This window comes from Flavihumibacter profundi (assembly GCF_020076305.1).
Classification (GTDB): domain Bacteria; phylum Bacteroidota; class Bacteroidia; order Chitinophagales; family Chitinophagaceae; genus Flavihumibacter; species Flavihumibacter profundi.
The window spans coordinates 200785-220991 of the sequence record NZ_JAIQXE010000001.1; the positions used below are offsets into that span (position 1 = coordinate 200785).

Annotated in this window: 13 protein-coding genes; 8 read left to right on the forward strand and 5 right to left on the reverse strand. The window is 42.4% G+C overall.

Translation table 11 applies throughout. The features are described from left to right. Positions 1–2: 2 nt before the first annotated feature. Positions 3–1004, reverse strand: coding sequence for a Kelch repeat-containing protein (locus LAQ65_RS00815; RefSeq protein ID WP_224115028.1), 1002 nt, complete (start codon positions 1002–1004; stop codon positions 3–5). Between the two features lie 269 nt (positions 1005–1273). Here LAQ65_RS00815 and LAQ65_RS00820 point away from each other — a divergent pair, with 269 nt between their 5' ends. Both LAQ65_RS00820 and LAQ65_RS00825 read left to right on the forward strand, forming a co-directional pair. Then, the gene (locus tag LAQ65_RS00820) at positions 1274–2521 is read left to right on the forward strand and encodes a DUF4270 family protein (protein ID WP_224115029.1); all 1248 of its coding nucleotides are present in this window, start codon (positions 1274–1276) and stop codon (positions 2519–2521) included. 8 nt (positions 2522–2529) lie between these two features. Continuing rightward, on the forward strand, positions 2530–3762 hold the full coding sequence (locus LAQ65_RS00825) for a hypothetical protein (protein ID WP_224115030.1): 1233 nt from the start codon (positions 2530–2532) through the stop codon (positions 3760–3762). 23 nt (positions 3763–3785) lie between these two features. On the opposite strand, the gene LAQ65_RS00830 is transcribed toward LAQ65_RS00825, so the two are convergent. After that, on the reverse strand, positions 3786–4688 hold the full coding sequence (locus LAQ65_RS00830) for a ribonuclease Z (RefSeq protein ID WP_224115031.1): 903 nt from the start codon (positions 4686–4688) through the stop codon (positions 3786–3788). Positions 4689–4696: 8 nt separating this feature from the next. Then, positions 4697–5086: an STAS domain-containing protein gene (locus LAQ65_RS00835; RefSeq protein WP_224115032.1), complete on the reverse strand. Its 390-nt coding sequence runs from the start codon at positions 5084–5086 to the stop codon at positions 4697–4699. 152 nt (positions 5087–5238) lie between these two features. On the opposite strand from LAQ65_RS00835, the gene LAQ65_RS00840 reads away from it, so the two are divergent. From LAQ65_RS00840 to LAQ65_RS00855, 4 genes are all read left to right on the forward strand, one after another. Further along, the gene (locus tag LAQ65_RS00840; RefSeq protein WP_224115033.1) at positions 5239–7776 is read left to right on the forward strand and encodes an ATP-dependent Clp protease ATP-binding subunit; all 2538 of its coding nucleotides are present in this window, start codon (positions 5239–5241) and stop codon (positions 7774–7776) included. 398 nt (positions 7777–8174) lie between these two features. Next, positions 8175–10550 (forward strand): PKD domain-containing protein, encoded by a 2376-nt coding sequence (locus tag LAQ65_RS00845; protein WP_224115034.1) that lies wholly within the window; start codon positions 8175–8177, stop codon positions 10548–10550. Between the two features lie 121 nt (positions 10551–10671). Further along, a complete protein-coding gene (gene cmk / locus LAQ65_RS00850; protein ID WP_224115035.1) occupies positions 10672–11355 on the forward strand; it encodes a (d)CMP kinase in 684 nt (227 codons plus the stop codon). Between the two features lie 4 nt (positions 11356–11359). Next, complete coding sequence (locus LAQ65_RS00855) at positions 11360–12988, forward strand: aminopeptidase P family protein (protein WP_224115036.1); 1629 nt, start codon at positions 11360–11362, stop codon at positions 12986–12988. 55 nt (positions 12989–13043) lie between these two features. Here LAQ65_RS00855 and LAQ65_RS00860 read toward each other — a convergent pair whose 3' ends face one another. Beyond that, the gene (locus LAQ65_RS00860; protein ID WP_224115037.1) at positions 13044–15233 is read right to left on the reverse strand and encodes a glutamine synthetase III family protein; all 2190 of its coding nucleotides are present in this window, start codon (positions 15231–15233) and stop codon (positions 13044–13046) included. Between the two features lie 132 nt (positions 15234–15365). Beyond that, on the reverse strand, positions 15366–16679 hold the full coding sequence (locus LAQ65_RS00865) for a hypothetical protein (protein ID WP_224115038.1): 1314 nt from the start codon (positions 16677–16679) through the stop codon (positions 15366–15368). 25 nt (positions 16680–16704) lie between these two features. Here LAQ65_RS00865 and LAQ65_RS00870 point away from each other — a divergent pair, with 25 nt between their 5' ends. Then, positions 16705–17838, forward strand: a complete 1134-nt coding sequence (locus LAQ65_RS00870) for a glycosyltransferase family 4 protein (RefSeq protein ID WP_224115039.1) — start codon at positions 16705–16707, stop codon at positions 17836–17838. A gap of 114 nt (positions 17839–17952) precedes the next feature. Continuing rightward, positions 17953–20184: a phosphoribosylformylglycinamidine synthase subunit PurL gene (gene purL, locus LAQ65_RS00875; protein WP_224115040.1), complete on the forward strand. Its 2232-nt coding sequence runs from the start codon at positions 17953–17955 to the stop codon at positions 20182–20184. The last annotated feature ends 23 nt before the right edge of the window (positions 20185–20207 follow it).

The window sequence follows — 20207 nt, forward strand, 5'->3', positions numbered from 1 at the left end:
CTTTAATCATTTGCATTATATGTAGCTTCAGGTTGTAATTCAAGAATGTCATCCAGCCTTAACCCCGAACTTCTTCCCGTTGCAATATAGCCCCTGTTATTGATGGTGAACCCAACCGCTCCTTCCCTTGCAGTTCCTTCAAATGCAGTCTTTGCAGTCCATGTATCGGTACCCGGATCGTATTCCCAGCAAGTACTGGTTAAGCCTGCGCTGTTACCTGTTGATATATAGCCTTTCCCATTAATGGTAAAAGCCACAGCGTTTGACCTTATAATCGTATAGGCATCATCATAGGTTTCATCACTGACATTAGAGATTTTGCGCTTCTCTGTCCACTTATCTGCCGCCTGGTCGTATTCCCACAAATCATTTACATTGGTCCCATTATTACCACCTGTTGCCAGGTAGGCTTTATCATTGATCACAAATACTACTGCTGCTGACCGCTTACTGCCACCCGGACTTACTTTCTGTGTCCATGTATCATTAATAGGATCATATTCCCAGAAATCTTTCAGGTAATTGCCATCATATCCACTTGTAACGTATCCTTTATCATTTATTCCAAAAGCAACAGCATCATATCTTGCTGATCCCGGAAAATCATTTACCCTTGTCCATGTATCTTTTTTAGGGTCATAGCTCCAGAAATCATTCAGGGAATTCACCCCGTCGTAGCCCAGGCCGACAAATACTTTTCCTTTGGCACTAAATGCTACTGCAGAACTTCTTGCAACGCCCGGAAAGCTTGCTTTCTTTTTCCAGAAATCATTTGATCCGTCATATTCCCAAAAGTCAGTTAACCTGTTTACACCATCAAACCCCAGGCCGCCATATGCTGTATCATTTAAAGTAGCAACAATCGCCTCACTTCTGCCTACACCTTCAAACTCTGATCGTCTAACCCAGTTTCCCGTTGTAGCTGTTGTTGAAGTAGTACTCTTTGTGCATGCGCTAATAAGCAGGATATTGAAAACCAGTAATACGGAATATCTTAATCTCATCACCTTTGATTTTTTTCAAATCTCATGACTCATTGGGTTCAAATAAAGCAAGTTGCTACAAACAGCAACTTTGTGCCTACCAACAGCTTGCAAGTTTCTATAACAGGCTTTTTTATTGGCATAACCGCGAAATGAAGTGCCGGTAGCAACATAACAGCATCTTGTTGCAAACTTCTTCCTGCAAGCGCACTAGTATTTTTCTTTGTGCAAAATATTATATGGTGAATCGCGTATTTTATGGAATTGGATGCAGCCTGGTTTTAATATTTATGATATCATGCACCAAGCAGGCTCAGTATATTGAAACAGTGACACCTTCTGAAAATCCATATCTTATCCAGGTTGATACTTTTGGTGGAAACTTTGTTGTTTTCCGGGAAGATTCATTTGTAACATCTTCAGACAACTATGCGCTCGTTGGTATCCATAGCGATCCTTTATTCGGAAAGACATCATGCGAACATTATGTGCGTTTTGAACGTCCGGTTATTCCGGATTTAACCAATACCAGCAAGTTTGATTCATTGGAACTGATCCTGAAATTAAGCCACGGGTATTATGGTGACACGCTCTCCTCAATTGCATTAACAGTTAATAGACTTGCACAGTCGATCAATAATGATAATTCGGTTTTTTACAATACTTCTTCATTTTCTGCCTATCCGGTAAAAATGGGTGCTGAAGTTGTAAAGGTCCGGCCAATTGCAGATGATAGTATCAGGTTATTGCTCGATCCTCAATTTGGGCTGGAACTATTTGAACTAATCAGGGATAAATCAAGCCAGGTAACAAATACTGACCAGTTCCTTGAATATTTCAAAGGAATAAAGATTAGCACAGAACCTGCATCGACAAATGTAATTGTCGGGCTGCAGAATAAGATGCAAATAAGGTTACATTACCATGATGATGACGGAAGTATAGAGCAAAGGGAAATTGATCTTTCCAGTTCATCATCTCCATATCAATTCAATTACATTAAAAAAGATTTTTCAGGTTCACCTTTATCAGGACTTGTAAAAAGTAATGAGCTCAATAGCTCAGCCTTGAACAACCAGTTGTACCTGCAGGAATTAACACACCTCAGGACCCGAATTATTTTTCCCCAAATTAAAGAAATACTTAGCCTGGCAAATTTTGTTAAAGTACTTAATGCGCAGCTTGAAATTAAACCTGACAATGCATCCTGGGTTAAATATCCCTTACCGCAAAAACTGAATGTTTACCTGCAGAATTATGATAAAACATATTCTGGTGGACTAACAGATGCAACCGGGGGATTCCAGGATGGCAGTTTATCAATTGATCAGCTATATGGTTTAGATACGCGGTATGTATTTGACGTGACTAACTATGTAGTAAGGGAACTTACCACCAACAGTTATACCTCCCAAAACCTGGTGCTGGCCGGAAGTTCCGGCGATAGTACTTTTCAGCGTCTTGTAGCCAATACCACCGCTTCAGCAAAACTCAGGTCCAGGCTGATTTTATCCTTACTGATCTATCAAAATCAATAAATCCAAAGATGAAATACTTATTACTTAGCCTTGGCACTATTTTATCTTGCTGCATTGTATCAGCGCAAAGTGGTTTAAACTCAATTTATTCCGCATATGGTATTGGGGATGTCCAGGCCAGGGATTATTCCGGTTATACCGGAATGGGTGGATTGGGAATAGCACTTCCATCAGAAAAAACATTGAACGATATAAATCCGGCTTCATATGGTTCTTACCCGTCAAACCAGCTAATGCTGGAACTTTCCCTTGGTGGTAAATCTGTCAATTATGTAAATTCTACCCAGAATATTCATGCAGGTGATTTTACGATACGGGAAGCATCTATGGGCATAAGCCTGTTTAAACATTTAGGGACATCATTCGGTATTAAGAGGTATTCAGCAGTTGATTATTATACAATGGGTAATCACTACCTGATTGGAACTGAAAGCCAGCTTTCCAGTCATATTACAGGTACTGGTGGCCTATACCAGTTCTATTTAAGCAATGGCGTTAAAATTGGAAAACACCTAAGCCTTGGCTTAACGGTTGGTTACCTTTCAGGCTCGGTCAACAAAATGGAAAGTATTGCTATCAGTGCAGGAGACAGCATCTTTGTTGAGAAAAATACCTTGTACCAGAATTTTATTTTTAATTCGGGAATTCAGTACCAGTTTAAAACCGGGCAATTAAAATGGATTGCCGGCGGAATTTTCCAACCACAGGCAACCCTTAATACAACAGAGGATAATACGATTGCAGACAGGAGCGGAAATAAACTTGTGCAGGAGAATTCCAGGCTGGGTGATTTTGAGTACCCGGTTCAATGGGGTGCCGGTTTAACTATGGTAAAAGATTACTGGAAATTTGGGGTGGATTTTATTGGGCAGAATTGGAGTTCAGTCAATTACGCAGGCAAGGGTTTCCAAACCACCTCCTCCGGAAACTGGGCTGCAGGATTTAGCTATAGCCGTCCAAAAAAGACATTGTTCAGGACTGTCGAAGGAACAACCTATAGTGCCGGACTCAACTATGAAAATTCGTATTTGGTTATCAATGGGCATCAGATAAAGTCATATGCTGGTACCATCGGTTTATCACTGCCCAGTCAGAATGGATTATACCAGTATCATTTCAACCTTAAGGTTGGTCAGCGCGGTGAAAGCACTTACCCTCTCGTAAAGGAAAAATTTGTGGAATTTAATGCCAGTTTCAGTTTGTCCTCATTAATTTATACTGGCGGCAGGAAGTATTATTAACCGGTTTGCGGCAATTAAATTGTTTAAATGCGGTAACTAACCCCTTCCAGGGCAAGGGAAGAATCGGGGAATATTTCCCTTGCTTCCGCTTCGAACTGTTCCAGTTTCTCATATTTTGAACTGAAATGTCCGATAATCAGCCTTTTTACACCAGCCTTGCTGGCAATAATTGCTGCCTGGTGGGTGGTGCAGTGAAACCTTTTTTGCGCCCTTTCTTCCAGGTCCTTCAGGTAGGTCGCTTCATGGTACAAAAGATCGGAACCGCTAACTTTTTCAATGATGGATTCGTCAAAGCAGGTATCTGCCGAGTAAGCGTAAGACTTTGGTGGTGGAGCAGCATCCGTAACCCATTCGTTTAAAATGATAGCGCCACTTTTATTAGTATAGTTTTCCCCCCATTTTAACCTGTCGAAAAAAATGGCAGGTATATCATGTTTAATGGCTTTTTCCGGATTAACCCGTCTTGGTGCTTTAACCTGTTCAAACCGGAAGCCCCAGCAGGGAATCCGGTGGCTTACGGGGAAGGAGGTTACCTTGAATTTATCGTTTTGCACCAGGAGGCTATTGCCTTCCAGGGCATGAAAATGCAGTTTATAAGGCAAAACGGTATCCGCAACTTTCAATTGCAATTCAATGATGTCTTTGAGCATTCCAGGGGCAAAAAGATGAAGGTCCAGTTCCCGGCCAAGCAGGCCCATGCTGGTTAAAAGGCCAATAAGGCCAAAATAATGATCCCCATGCAGGTGTGAAATGAATATATGCTGGATCCTGCTTCTCCTTATTTTGTACTTGGCCATTTGCATCTGGGTTCCTTCGCCGCAGTCCACCAGGAAAAGGAATTCATCCAGCGTAATGATTTGCGCCGTAGGGTGCCTGTCGAATGCAGGTAAAGCAGAATTATTTCCTAAAATGGTTACAGCCAGCATACAGCAGATTAATTAAAACCAGGTTCAGCATCATCCAGCAATTCCCGCTCAATTTCTTCCATTTGGACAATATCCCAGGCCTCAGATTCAGTTGGCGTTGCACTCAAAGTTTCCAGTAATTGCTCTTTGTCCAGGAATTCTTCCACAGCAGGCTGGAGGTTACAGACCACAAAAGAGGCATTTTGCTCATAAAAAGATTGCTGTACCTTTATAAGCATTTCTGCAGCAACCAAATCAAGGCTTTCAACGTTACTTAGGTTCAGGATAATGTTTTTAACGCCATTTTGCAGGTAAGCACTTAAACTATTTTGCAATTCCGCTGTCATATTAGCAGTTATTTTGGGCTCTCCGATAGTTATGACATGGAATTTTTCCTTGGTATCAATTTTGACCTTCATATACGACATAATTAAGAACCAGAAATTTCGTTCTTTGAGTACAGATTATTCACTTGATGGCAACCGTTGGGCAAGTGTTAAACTGGGTTGCGGAAGCAAACCTAAACTCAAAAATATTCGTTATTATTGTATAACACACAACTACTTGTAAAATGGACAACAATTTTTCAGCCCAGGTTAAAGAGATCATCTCGTTCAGCAGGGAGGAAGCGTTGCGATTGGGGAATGATTTTATCGGTACCGAGCATCTTTTGCTGGGCCTGATAAGAGAAGGTGACAATACCGCTGTCCGTATACTTAAAAGCTTTAATGTAGACCTCTACGAACTAAGAAAGGAAGTCGAACTAGCCGTAAAAGACAAAACAGGAAAGAACATTGCAAATATTAACAGCCTTCCCCTCACAAAGCAGGCAGAGAAGGTAATCCGGGTAACCGTTTTGGAAGCTAAGGCACTGAAAAGTCCGACCGTCGAAACAGAACACCTAATGCTATCTATCTTGAAAAACAAAGAAAATATTGCCACACAGATCCTCAATCAGTTTGATGTGGATTATGATTTGTTCAGAAATGAACTGGGGGTAGTGAAAAGTAATGATGTGCGGGCAGAATACCCTGAAGAAAATGAAGATGATTTCGATGAGGAGAAAAAATACAGCCAGCAAAAAGCCAAACAAGCCGGCAATACAAAAAGTAAAACTCCTGTGCTGGATAATTTCGGCAGGGATATTACCCGGCTTGCCGAAACAGGCTCACTGGATCCCATTGTAGGAAGGGAAGATGAAATTGAAAGGGTTTCCCAAATCCTTTCCCGCAGGAAAAAGAATAACCCAATCCTGATTGGTGAACCCGGTGTTGGTAAAACAGCCATTGTGGAAGGCCTTGCCTTGCGGATTGTTCAAAGAAAAGTTTCCAGGGTATTGTTTGATAAGCGGGTGATTTCTTTAGACCTCGCTGCGCTTGTAGCCGGAACAAAATATCGTGGCCAGTTTGAAGAACGCATGAAAGCAATCATGAATGAGCTGGAAAAAAACCGTGATGTGATTTTGTTTATTGATGAGATCCATACTATTGTTGGTGCCGGTGGAGCCAGTGGTTCCCTTGATGCTTCCAATATCTTCAAACCTGCCCTTGCAAGAGGCGAATTGCAATGCATTGGTGCATCAACATTGGATGAATACCGCATGTACATTGAGAAAGATGGTGCATTAGACCGTCGATTCCAAAAAGTGATGATAGATCCGCCAAGTGTCGAGGAAACAATTCTCATCCTGAATAATATCAAATCCAAATACGAAGAATATCACAACGTTAATTATTCAGATGAAGCTATTGATGCTTGTGTTAAACTGAGTGACAGGTATATGACAGATCGCCTTTTGCCCGATAAAGCAATCGACGTCCTGGATGAAGTAGGTGCCCGGGTACATTTGAAAAACATCAATGTACCAGAAGAGATACTCGACCTTGAAAGAAAGATTGAGGATGTGAAGAATGAAAAGAACAGGGTAGTAAAGAGCCAGAAATTTGAAGAAGCGGCATCCCTTCGTGACACCGAAAAAAGGTTGCAGGAAGAATTGGAGAAAGCTAAGAACAATTGGGAAGAAGAAAGTAAAAACAAACGTTACCCGATTTCTGAAGAAGATATTGCTGAGGTAGTAAGCATGATGACCGGAATCCCCGTTAAACGGATGGTTCAGGCCGAAAGCGAGAAACTGAAAAAGATGGCTGAAGACATGGCGGGTATGGTTATCGGTCAGGATGAAGCCATTAGTAAGGTAGTGAAAGCCATTCAGAGAAACAGGGTAGGACTGAAGGATCCCCGTAAACCAGTGGGAAGTTTTATATTCCTGGGTCCGACCGGAGTTGGTAAAACAGAACTGGCACGTTCCCTCGCCAAATACATGTTCGACAGCGAGGATACATTAATCAGGATTGACATGAGTGAGTACATGGAGAAATTCACGATCAGCCGCCTGATTGGAGCGCCTCCCGGATATGTTGGTTACGAAGAAGGTGGTCAGCTGACTGAAAAAGTACGCCGCAAGCCTTATTCAGTTATCCTCCTGGATGAAATTGAAAAAGCGCACCCTGATATTTACAATATCCTGTTGCAGGTATTGGATGATGGTCAACTGACGGATGGCCTGGGCCGTAAAGTGGATTTCAAGAACAGCCTCATTATCATGACCTCAAATATAGGGGTGAGGCAACTGAAGGATTTCGGGGAAGGTGTTGGATTTGCAACTGCAGCCCGTACGGCAAGTTCCGACGAGAACAATAAAGCGGTTATTGAAAAAGCGTTGAAGCGTACTTTTTCTCCCGAGTTCCTGAACCGTATCGATGATGTGGTAGTATTTAATTCACTCGACAAATCACATATCTTTAAGATCATTGATATTTTGCTGAAAGGAGTGATGAAACGCCTGAACAACCTGGGTTTCAGCCTTGAATTAACCGAGGAGGCAAAAACCTTTATTGCTGATAAAGGATACGACCAGCAATTCGGTGCAAGGCCATTACACAGGGCTCTGCAGAAATACCTGGAAGATCCGCTGGCGGAAGAAATCCTGAATATGACCATCAAGCAGGGAGATGTCCTGATTGCCGACCTCGACAAGGAACAAAACAGGATTGTTTTCAGTATGAAGGAATCATCTTCACCAAAGAAAGAGGAGAAATCTGAAGCTTAAAAGTTGAATTATAAATAATGAATGGAGGCCGCTTAAGAAAGTTGCCTCCATTTTAATTTAAAGCAAATAAATGAAAATGGGTTAAAATAATAATTAAGGACCCACGCTAAAATTTGAGTAAAAATACGCATGTATATTTCGATTTATTAACATATTTTGCACAATGAAAGTCTAGATTATTCAGGAATTTACCATAATTCTGGCTCGGAATAATCTTTTCGAAATCCTCTTCCTCTATTCAAGAATCCTTGTTTTCAACATTTTCTAACAGTCATAAGGCCAAAATTCTAAGTGTTATTTAATCATTAAGTAGCCTCTTTGGAATCTGGTTAAATGCTGTTTTAAATGTGCTTGTGCAAAATCACTTAGAGCCGTATCCCCCTAATTCTTACACCACAATGGAAAAGAAATTATTTACCGCATTACCCCATGCGATGACAATTATTTCTCTGCTCTTTGTATGCACAAATATTGCATATAGCCAGAGTAATTTCGTGCTTAATGAAGATTTTGAAGGGAATGGTCTTTCAAAGGCCTGGGATTTTAACCAATCCTGCTGTTCCTATTCCTTCACTGAAAGCAATGTATTTAAACGAACCGGTAACCAGTCCTTACGCGTTGAGTTAAGGAAGTCTGATAATATGGTTGCCTACGGGAAAAGGGCAGAGTTAATCGAAAATACCTACCCATTCCCGCCGGATACAAACCGCGAATGGTGGGCCTTCAGTACATATTTCCCGGATGATTTTCAACGTGATTCTGTCAGTGAGGGACTTGCCCAATGGCAATTTTATGCAACCGGGGCTACACAGGTTGCCGGATCACCACCATTAACTTTCATGGTGAGTAAAGGTGACTTTGTCATTGACTTAAGGTATGACTCGGTGGATATCAATTTAGATAATGGTGCTAATATTAAGCGGCAGGTATTTAACCTTGGCCCCTGGAATAAAAACGGATGGAATGATTGGATATTCCAGTATCATTTTTCAGCCGATAATGACGGTTTCCTAAAAGTCTGGAAGAATGGCGTATTGGTATTGGATTATAAAGGAAAAAATTTTTACAGGGGATCATATCCGCCGTATTTTAAATTGGGTTTATATAAATGGGTCTGGAATACCGGCTGGAATGTTCCTGCGGAGGTTTCTGTGTTAACATCCAGGGTGTATTATATTGATAACGTCAAAATCGGTAATAAACAGGCGATTCTTAAAGATTTCCTAATACCCTCCGTATTACCTGCTAATATTTTACCTATAGCAGATGCAGGTAACAATCAGCTTGCAAATTTTCCAGTGACTTATGCTACCATAAATGGAACTAATTCTTATGATCCCGATGGCAGGATTGTAAGTTATAAATGGACACAGGAATCCGGTCCAAATGTTGCTACAATGTGGGCTGATAGTGCTCCTGTTAACAAGGTGACAAACCTCGTTACGGGTATGTATACTTTCAGGTTAACCGTAATGGACAGTTTGGGAGGAACCTCGTTTTCTCTGGTAAATGTGGAGTGTAAAAACAATGGGATAGTAAATGCTAATCCTGTAGCCAAGGTCGGTTCTACAATTGAAATTAGCCAACCTGTTAATTCGGCATCATTATCAGGGACAGGTTCTTTTGATACTGATGGGAGTGTCGTTTCTTATAAATGGACGCAGGATGCAGGTCCATCCATTGCATCTATTGATGCACCTGATAACCAGAATACGACCATTTCAAATCTGACAAAAGGGAACTACTATTTTAAATTGACGGTAAAAGATAATGGAGGTGGAATTGGTGTTGGTTATGTACAGGTTTATGTAAATGGTATTTCACCTTCAGACACTGGCAACATAAACCTGCCGCCGATTGCAGTAGTAGGCAAGGACCAATATATTACTTCACCACAAACTTTTGCAACACTTGATGGCAGCAGTTCTTATGATCCCGACGGTACCGTTGTTAAGTATGTATGGGTGCAGCTAACGGGACCCAAATCGTCTCCAATGACTACTCCTGCTGCAAGTCAGACAAACGTGACGGGCCTTTTAGAAGGCACCTATACTTACCGGTTATATATAACTGACAATAAGGGCCTGGCTGGCATTTCACCAATAATAACCGTGGTTGTTGGTCCGCCTATTAAACCGAAATTGCCTAATTTTTCCCCGGTGCTGGTTATGGCCGACCAGAACCCGACAGTGACACTGCCTACAAATACTGTAACTCTTGATGCCAGCGCTTCTTATGATCCGGATGGAACAATCGTAAGATATTCATGGGTTCAGTTGGATGGTCCGAAAGCGGCTCCAATGACTGCTCCTTCATCACCGGTTACCAGCATTAACTGGCTGATCGCAGGAACCTATACTTACAAGTTATATATGACCGATGACAGTTTGGCCACAACTATCTCGCCGGTAATTACAGTAAATGTATTGCCTGCGGTTACCGGTGCGGTTAACAGGGGATCAGCATTGGAAACAGACCATGATATATTGGCAACCTTATCGGGAAATGCAATAGGTATGAAGAAGGGGCTCACCGTATATCCAAATCCGGTTGTCAATGAATTTGAAGTAGTGTTGAATAATGAATATACCGGATCAGGTGAGATAAGGATTTTCGATAATCAGGGTAGGTTGATTGCAAAAGACGCATTTATCAAAGAATATGGTATATTAAGGCGAAGAATACAATTATCCGGATTCGCTTCAGGCCAATATTTGATGGATATAAGGGTAGGTAATAATTACCAGGCTACCAAAAAGCTGATCAAGAAATAAACTGTCCTGGTATTTAATTGAAATGATAGCCAGGAAAATGGAAGGCGGTCTCACTAAGACCGCCTTCACAGTTAATATCATGCAGGCTTTCAATTGACCTTTCGAATGTTATCTTTGCCTCATGTCATCCCGTAAAAAAATCATCATCACGATCGACGGTTGGAGCAGTTGTGGTAAAAGCACCCTGGCTAAACAATTGGCCAAAGAATTTAATTATGTGTATATCGACAGCGGCGCCATGTACCGGGCGATAACATTATATTTTTTACGTAACCATATCGACTGGACAGATACAGCCCAGGTGCATGAAGCGCTGGAAAATATCCAACTGGAATTCAGGTACAATGAACATAGCCGGCAAAGTGAAATATTCCTGAATGATGAGAATGTTGAATACTTGATCCGCGACCTGGTCATTGCAGAAAAAGTGAGTGAAATAGCTGCAATCCGGGAAGTAAGGACATTCGCTGTTAAGCAACAGCAGGAAATGGGTAAGAAAAAAGGTATCGTAATGGATGGCCGTGATATCGGGACCGTAGTTTTTCCCAAAGCCGAACTCAAAATTTTCATGACCGCAGATAATGCAGTAAGGGTTGAACGCCGGTTTAAGGAACTTTTCGAAAAGAATCCCAATGTTACAATTGAAGAAGTGAAGAATAACCTCGAAATGCGGGATTATATCGACAGTCACAGGGAAGTGAGCCCGCTCCGGCAGGCCAAAGACGCAAGGGTACTTGATAACTCTAATATCACAATGGAAGAGCAATTTAAGATTGCTTCCAAATGGGTAAAAGAGTTAATTTAAGTGCATGAAAAAATTCATACTCCTTCTTTTTACATGCTACGCATTAACTGCATCTGCACAGCAACCTTTGGCAACAGATTATCTGGGTGCTTCCTTTCATAAAGGAAGACGGGAAGCTCTTCGCCAGCTGATGCCGGCAAACTCTGTAGCTGTATTTTTTTCATCCCCTGAGCGCAATTTTGCCAATGATGTAGAATATAAATACCATCCCAATCCTGATCTTTATTATTTCACCGGGTATACTGAGCCTGAAGCAGTTTTGCTTATTTTCAAAGAACCGCAAACGGCAGGGGCAACTGTGCCTTATACAGAAATCTTCTTTGTCCAGGAAAGGGATTCTTCCAGGGAACGCTGGACAGGCAAGCGGCTTGGTATAAATGGTGTAAAATCAAAACTCGGTTTTGATCAGGTGTATAATGGAAGTGAATTTGCCCGGTTTCCCATCGACCTTGCCCTGTTTGACAAGGTGATTTTTGAAAGTATAATTGACCTCTATGATAATCCCAGGGCTACAGCAGATGTATATGATCTTTACCATGCCTTTATAAAGAAAGCTGGTATTCCGGAAAGTTATAATGAGGAATTCAGGGCCAGCCTGAACAAGTTGCCCAGGATAGTTCGAAATGCAAAAGATTCAAAAGTCCAGAAATTGATTGCATATGAAAAAGTTCTCGGAGAACAGAATCCGCGATTCAAAGAAGATCCCTTATTCGTTGAATTGATGGCTGTTCAGGATTCCGCGGGGCTTATGGCCATATATGAAAAAATTAAGAATAGCAAGTGGGATACCGAGCAATTTAGCCAGTTGACCGGTGCACTACGCCAGATAAAAACACCGGAAGAGATGGACCTGCTTCGAAAGGCCATAGATATTTCCTGCCTTGCACACACGGAAGCGATGAAAGCTGTCCGGCCAAATATGTCTGAATTGGAATTACAGGGCATACAGGAATTTATCCATAAAAAGCTGGGCGCTGAAGATGTGGGCTATCCATCCATTGTTGGAGCAGGTCAGAACGGCTGCATACTGCACTATATTGAAAATTCAGTTTCCCAGGTAGGTAAGGAAACAGTTCTTATGGATATAGGTGCTCAATACCATGGTTATTCTGCCGACATAACCAGGACTATCCCTGCAAATGGAAAGTTTTCAAAAGAGCAGAAAGCCGTGTATGATCTTGTTTACGAAGCACAGGAGGCGGTTTTTGCCATCTGCAAGGAAGGTACCAGTTTCAGGCAAATTGAAGATACAGCAACGGCAATATTAACCCGCGGACTGATCAAACTCGGCATTCTGAAAAAAGCAGAAGATATCCGGATTTTCTACCCGCATGGCTGTTCTCATTATTTAGGCCTTGATGTGCACGATAAAGGTGATTATATAGCGGTTAAGGAAAATATGGTCATAACTGTAGAACCGGGCATCTACATTCCCGATAATAGTCCCTGCGATAAAAAGTGGTGGGGTATTGCTGTCCGGATTGAAGATGATGTTCGGATTGGTAAGGAGAAATTTGAATTATTATCTACCCTCGCCCCAAGGAAATCGGAAGACGTTGAGAAAATGGTGGCTGAGAAAAGTTTTGTAGATGGTATTGTTTTGCCTGAACCGGGCAGGAAAAAGGCTTTTTGAGGATTTAAATAAAAAAAACCCGTTCAAATGAACGGGTTTTGTATTTTGGTTTTGGTTAGCGGAGAAACAACATTTCGCGATATTTAGGCAGTGCCCAGAAACTATCATCTACCAGCAATTCCAGTTTATCTACTCTGTAACGGATAGCATCGAAGAACGGGGCTTTCACCTGGCTTTCGTAAGCTATAGCCTTGGTGCGGGTATTATCCATTGCATTACAAACCTTGCGGGCCTCAATCATTTTCTCAACCAGGTCGCTCAGGGCATTAATATGCTCGCTGATCTTTTCCAGAATTTGTTTCTGGTTACTGTATGAACCATCGTTCAGGCCGATTTCTTTCAGTCCCTTGATATTATTGATCAGAATATTCTGGTATTTGATTGCAGCAGGCAATACATGGCTTGTGCAAAGTTCACCCATGATGCGGGCTTCGATCTGAACACGCTTAATATATTTCTCAAGTTCAATTTCATGGCGTGCTTCCAGTTCTACGTGAGTAAGCACGTCATTGCTTTCAAACAGGTGCTTTGATTTTTCAGTAACCATTGCATCGAGTGCCAGGGGAGTGGTTTTAACATTCGGTAAACCACGTCTTTCCGCTTCTTTCTGCCATGCTTCACTATAGCCATCACCTTCGAACAATACTTTTTCGCTGGCTACGATATACTCACGAAGCACATGCATAATGGCTATCTCTTTCTTATCACCTTTTTCGATCTGGGCATCAACATCTTTTTTGAATTGCTTCAGAGTATCTGCAAGGATAGTATTCAGAACGGTCATCGGATTGGCGCAGTTAGCGGTTGAACCCACTGCGCGGAATTCGAATTTATTACCGGTGAAAGCGAAAGGGGAAGTCCTGTTACGGTCGGTATTATCCAGCAACAGTTCAGGAATGCTGCGGTGTAAATCGAGTTTTAGAATGGCTTCATCCTGCTCATCAAATTTATCACCAACCCTTTCTTTCACTTCTGCGAGAACATTACTCAGGTACTGGCCAATGAATACGGAAATGATTGCCGGAGGAGCTTCGTTTGCACCCAAACGGTGATCATTACCTGCAGATGCAATAGAAGCACGCAATACTTCTGCATAATCATGTACTGCTTTAATGGTATTCACAAAGAAAGTCAGGAACATGAGGTTGGTCTTGGGTGTCTTGCCTGGAGCCAGCAGGTTAACGCCGGTATCAGTAGACATACTCCAGTTGTTGTGCTTTCCACTACCGTTGATGCCGGCGAATGGTTTTTCATGCAGCAACACGCGCAATTTGTGGCGGCGGGCAACGCGGTCCATAACATCCATCAGCAAGGTATTGTGGTCGACAGCAACACTCACTTCTTCAAAAATTGGTGCACACTCAAACTGTGCAGGGGCAACTTCATTGTGACGGGTTCTTAAGGGAATACCCAGTTTATACGATTCATTTTCGAAATCACGCATGAAAGCATAGATGCGTTCCGGAATAGAACCAAAATAATGGTCTTCCAGTTGCTGTCCTTTTGCAGGCGCATGTCCAAATACGGTACGGCCACTTAGTACGAGATCCGGACGTGCATTGAACATCGCTTCATCCACTACAAAATATTCCTGCTCCCATCCAAGGGTTGCAGATACACGGTTAACATTCTTATCAAAGTAATTGGCAACTTCAACAGCATGTTTATTAAGGGCTTCAAGTGATTTCAGCAAAGGTGCTTTATAGTCGAGGGTTTCACCAGTATAAGAAACAAAAATGGTAGGCACACATAAAGTTTTACCCTCGCCGATTTCCATAATGAAGGCCGGAGAAGAAGGATCCCATGCAGTATAACCACGTGCCTCAAAAGTTGCACGGATACCACCACTTGGGAAAGAAGAAGCATCTGGTTCCTGCTGGATCAATGCTGCCCCGTCAAACTCTTCAATAGCTGTGCCATCACCTTTCAATGTGAAGAATGAATCATGCTTTTCTGCAGTTGTACCAGTAAGTGGCTGGAACCAGTGTGTATAGTGGGTAACACCTTTGGTTTCTGCCCACTGGCGAATGCCGGCGGCAATTTGGTTAGCTACTGTGCGGTCAATTTTCTTTCCGCCCTTGATAGAAGCAACAAGGCTTTTATAAGCTTCGTCGCTCAGAAACGCCCTTGCTTTTTGCAGGGTGAATACGTTTTCTCCAAATAAGGCAGTGATTTTAGTCGACCCTACAGGAGGGACGGCCTTAGGTTGATTGATGTTGTTGAGAGCATTGAAACGTAGTGACATTATGCATTATTTTTAGCTGTGCAAATATTGGTAAATAACAGAATTTATAAATTATAAACCCTGTTTTTATCAAGTTTCCGCTAAGTTGAGCAAAAAAATGATACAATTCTTCCTAATTAACTTAGAATTAGTTCAAATTACCTTCTTTTTATAAACATTAAAATAATTGTAATTTGATATATCTCCTGCCATTATCCCAAGACTTCCGATTATTAGTAAGCAAAGCTCCGGAATTGCCCGGTACCGTACTAAAGCACCAGGGAAGGGAATTGTATAACCTATTGACAGATATGTACTTATGCTTATAGCTAAAATTGCCCTGAAAATACTTTCAGGGGGTATGCTTTTCTTATCACTATAATATTTAAAAAGTATTGCTAAAAAAAGACATATTAAAAAAATATTTTGTATAACCATGAGGTATTGGAGTATCCCGGTTGCCTGCCAGGGGTAAGGACGAAAAACTGTGTTATCAATTGCCCCGGGCAATGCCTTAATAAAACTGATTGGTTTGGCATTTAAGGTATCTATTGCAACCCGGGTCCTGCCATGAAGGACAAAAAACTCTGCCTGCCTGTGGGCTACGGTCTCTGGCAAATTGAATGGGGCCGGAAAAATAGTAGTTATAAAGAAGAATAATATGGCAATTGCATACACCAGGCCAAAAGCTTTTTTCGGGTTCCATTTTTTTCCTTCTGCAAGCCACCATGCAGCATATGCGGGTATAAATAATGCGGCAAATGGAGGTCGAATGATGGACATCCCTAACCAGCCCAGAAGAAAACCGAGAGCGGTTATCCTATTCTGTTTAATCAGCCAGCGGTCAAACTGCCAAAGGGACATACTAAAAAATAAAAACAGTAACCCGTCACTCCTGATGCCACTCAGCCAAAACAGGATTGGCGGGTATAGGAATATGATCAGGAATAATACATTCGCCAAATATGGTCTGTGCTTTGAAATTACCTGGTATAGCCAGAAATGTCCCCAGAATGTTATGGCACTAAAGAAAACTACATTAATATAATAGTTCCCTTTGCTCCATAAATTAGCTATCGCTAAAGGTTTGATCATCAGCGCCAGTTCCAGTTTCTCCTGAAACAGCCTTAATCCTTTATGTAATCCATTCTGCCCAACCAGGCGTATAAGGTCTATATCTTCGAAAAAATGCCCCGGCCTATTAATAAGTTTGTCCATTTCTAAAAGGCTGTCCCCATTGATCATCCAGGTATCATCACCACCATAAAAATGCAAATACAGAAATCCATAAGCAGAACCAGCAAATATTTTTGCCATCATTGCAATTAATACCCTCTTCCAGCCAAAGTTTAGATCAGATATTCGGGTGAGCCACCAGGTTAGTACCAGCACAAATGCTAATGCCAATGCATATCTCAGGTATATCTCCATGTGTTTACGTTGATTTTCCGGTTCAAATCTATACATTTGGGCGTAATGTAGCCCCATATCAATGAGAGCATCCCCGCTGAATCTAATTGCCTTTGTATCTAATAACAGCTGGTCAGTTTATAATTTCAGGCTTGATATTATCCGTTACCTGCAAAGCCAGGGGTTTTCCATTATGGTGATTGCTCCGACTGATGATTTCAGTAAACTGCTTACCAGTGAAGGTTGTTTGCATGTGCCGGTTTCTTTTAATAACAGGTCTGCCAATCCGGTTTCAGATTTCCGATTATACCGCAGGTTGAAAAAGATTTATATACAGTATAAGCCCAAACTGATTTTTCATTTTGTAGCAAAGCCTAATATATATGGTACCCTCGCTGCCGGCTCGCTGGGCATTCCTTCTGTTGCAGTTATAACCGGACTTGGTTATGCTTTTGACAGGCAAAACTGGTTGCTGTTTATTGTTAAGGGATTGTATAAACTTGGACTTAGAAAAGCAATCGAAACCTGGTTTCTCAATGCTGACGACGCAACTTTTTTTGTACAGGAAAAACTGGTTCTGCCGGAAAAGGTCAAAATATTGCCTGGAGAAGGAGTAGATACAAAGTATTTCAAAAGGTCTGCAATTGCTGAAAAAAAAACCGGCGGCAATTTTATATTTATAATGAGCTGCCGTATGCTGAAAAGCAAGGGAGTATGCGTATATGCACAGGCGGCAAGGATTTTAAGACAGAAAGGATACAGGTTTGAATGTCACCTGATGGGTGCTTTCGAAGAAGCTCATCCCGATTCGATTGCAAAAGAGGAACTGGATGGCTGGGTAAAATCAGGACTTATTAGGTATCTTGGTTTTGCAAAAGATGTTCGGCCTTACCTCCAGGGTGCCGATTGCTGCCTGCTGCCTTCCTTTTACCATGAAGGTGTCCCCAGGAGTCTTATGGAAGCTGCCAGTATGGAATTGCCTGTCATAACCACGAGGAATACCGGATGCAAAGAACTGGTGCTGGAAAACATTAGCGGATACCTGTGTGAGCAACGCAATGCTGAAGACCTTGCAGAAAAAATGGAAAAGGTAATGAGATTGCCTGTCGCAGGCAGAATGGAAATGGGCTATCATGGCAGGCAGTTGATGATCAATAAGTTTGATGTATCGCACGTAATTAAGTTTTATGCCAGCGTAGTCGCAGCACAATTTTAAATAGCCCTGTGATTCCCCGGGCTCCTGCTGAAACCATTAAACTGGCTATTCTTTCTTGCAGTTTACCCTTCGGGCATTACCTTTGCGCTTTCTTACACTATTTGCCTTAGCAACATGGAAATAACCGTTAAAACAGCCCAGCAACTTCGCCTCACTGAAGAAGAGTTTGAACTTATTAAGCAGAAATTGGGTCGCACCCCCAATTTTAATGAACTCTGCGCCTTCAGTGGCATGTGGAGTGAACACTGCAGTTATAAAAACTCAATTAAATGGCTGAAAACCCTGCCCAGGGAAGGTGGAAAAATGCTTGTGGCTGCCGGTGAAGAAAATGCCGGGTTAATGGATATGGGCGATGGCTATGGGGTAGTATTTAAAATTGAAAGCCATAACCACCCCTCAGCAATTGAACCTTTCCAGGGCGCGGCAACAGGTGTAGGAGGTATTCACCGCGACATTTTTACGATGGGGGCAAGACCCATAGCCGCCTTGAATTCCCTGCGGTTCGGCAACCTTACTGAGGCTAAAACCCAACACCTGCTTGCAGGAATCGTACATGGTATTGGCCACTATGGTAACTGTTTTGGCGTTCCGACTGTTGGTGGCGAAATATATTTCGAGCCCTGTTACCATACCAACCCCCTTGTTAATGCTATGAGTGTGGGTATCGTAAAAGCCGGGGGTACTGTTAGTGCAACTGCCGAAGGTACTGGCAATCCCGTTCTTTTTGTTGGTTCTGCAACCGGCAAAGATGGTATTGGTGGAGCATCCTTCGCTTCTGCGGATATTACAGCCGAAAGTGCTGAAGAGCTGCCGGCTGTCCAGGTTGGTGACCCCTTCCAGGAGAAAAAACTGCTTGAAGCCTGCCTGGAAGTAATCAAAACAGGTACCGTTGTAGGTATGCAGGACATGGGGGCGGCAGGTATTATCTGCTCAACTGCTGAAATGAGCGCAAAAGGTGGCGTGGGTATGCGGATTGACCTTGATAAAGTGCCCACCCGGCAAAAGAATATGAAGACCTGGGAACTTCTATTAAGCGAAAGCCAGGAGCGGATGCTGATGGTAGTGGAAAAAGGAAAGGAAGCTGTTGTAGAAGCCATTTTTGAAAAATGGGACCTGCCCTGTGCAGTTATTGGGGAAGTAACCGACGACAAATTGCTACGGTTCTATATGAATGGTGAACTGGAAGCATCCATACCTGCATATGAACTGGTGCTGGGCGGTGGTGCACCGCAGTATGACCGCCAATATGAAACTCCGGCATATTTCGAAAAAATTGCCGCATTCGACCCCGCCGCTATACCGGTTCCCACTAATTTCAAAGGGATTGCTGAAAAAATTGTGGAAATCCCAAATATTGCCTCCAAACGTTGGGTATATACCCAGTATGACAGCATGGTGGGTACAGGGAATACATCTACCAACGCGCCAAGTGATGCAGCAGTAGTACTGGCAAAGCCAAGCAATAAAGCTCTGGCGATAACTACCGATTGTAATAGCCGCTATGTATACGCCGACCCTTATAAAGGGGCAATGATAGCTGTTGCTGAAGCAGCCCGGAATATTGTTTGTAGTGGTGGTGAACCACTTGGTGTGACCAATTGCCTGAATTTCGGAAACCCTTATGACCCTCAGGTATACTACCAGTTTGTTCATGCCATAAAAGGAATGGGCGAGGCCTGCCGTCGCTTTAATACTCCTGTTACAGGCGGTAATGTAAGCTTCTATAACCAGCACCCTGCCGGTGCAGTTTACCCGACACCTACAATTGGAATGGTGGGTTTACTGGAGAAACCGGACAATAAAATGACCCTTAATTTTAAAGCTGCCGGAGACCTGGTTTACCTTGTTGGGAAAGCTTCAAATGATATAAATAGTTCTGAATACCTGCATAAAATTATGGGTGTTGAATTTTCTCCAGTTCCTTCTTTCGACATTGAAGAGGAGTTTACTTTGCAGGAAACTATCAGCAGCCTTATTAAGCACAAACTAATTGAATCAGCGCACGATATCAGTGAAGGTGGATTGCTGGTAACCTTGCTGGAATCAGGATTCACTTCATCACTGGGCTTCAATATCTCTACAGATCCGCAAATCAGGAAAGATGCTTTCCTGTTCGGGGAAGCTCAAAGTCGTGTAGTCGTTACTGTTAAACCGGGGCATGTAGCAGCTTTCGAATCTGCCCTGAAAGGAAAAGTATTCAGCAGGCTGGGAACAGTTACAGATCATGCAATTAATGTTGATGGTGAATCCTGGGGCGATATTTCTGCATGGAAGGAAAAGTATGATACCGCAATTGAAAAGCTGGTCGCAGCGCACGCAAGCGAACATGCATTAAGTGCGTTATAGTAAATACTCTCGTTCCCCTAACT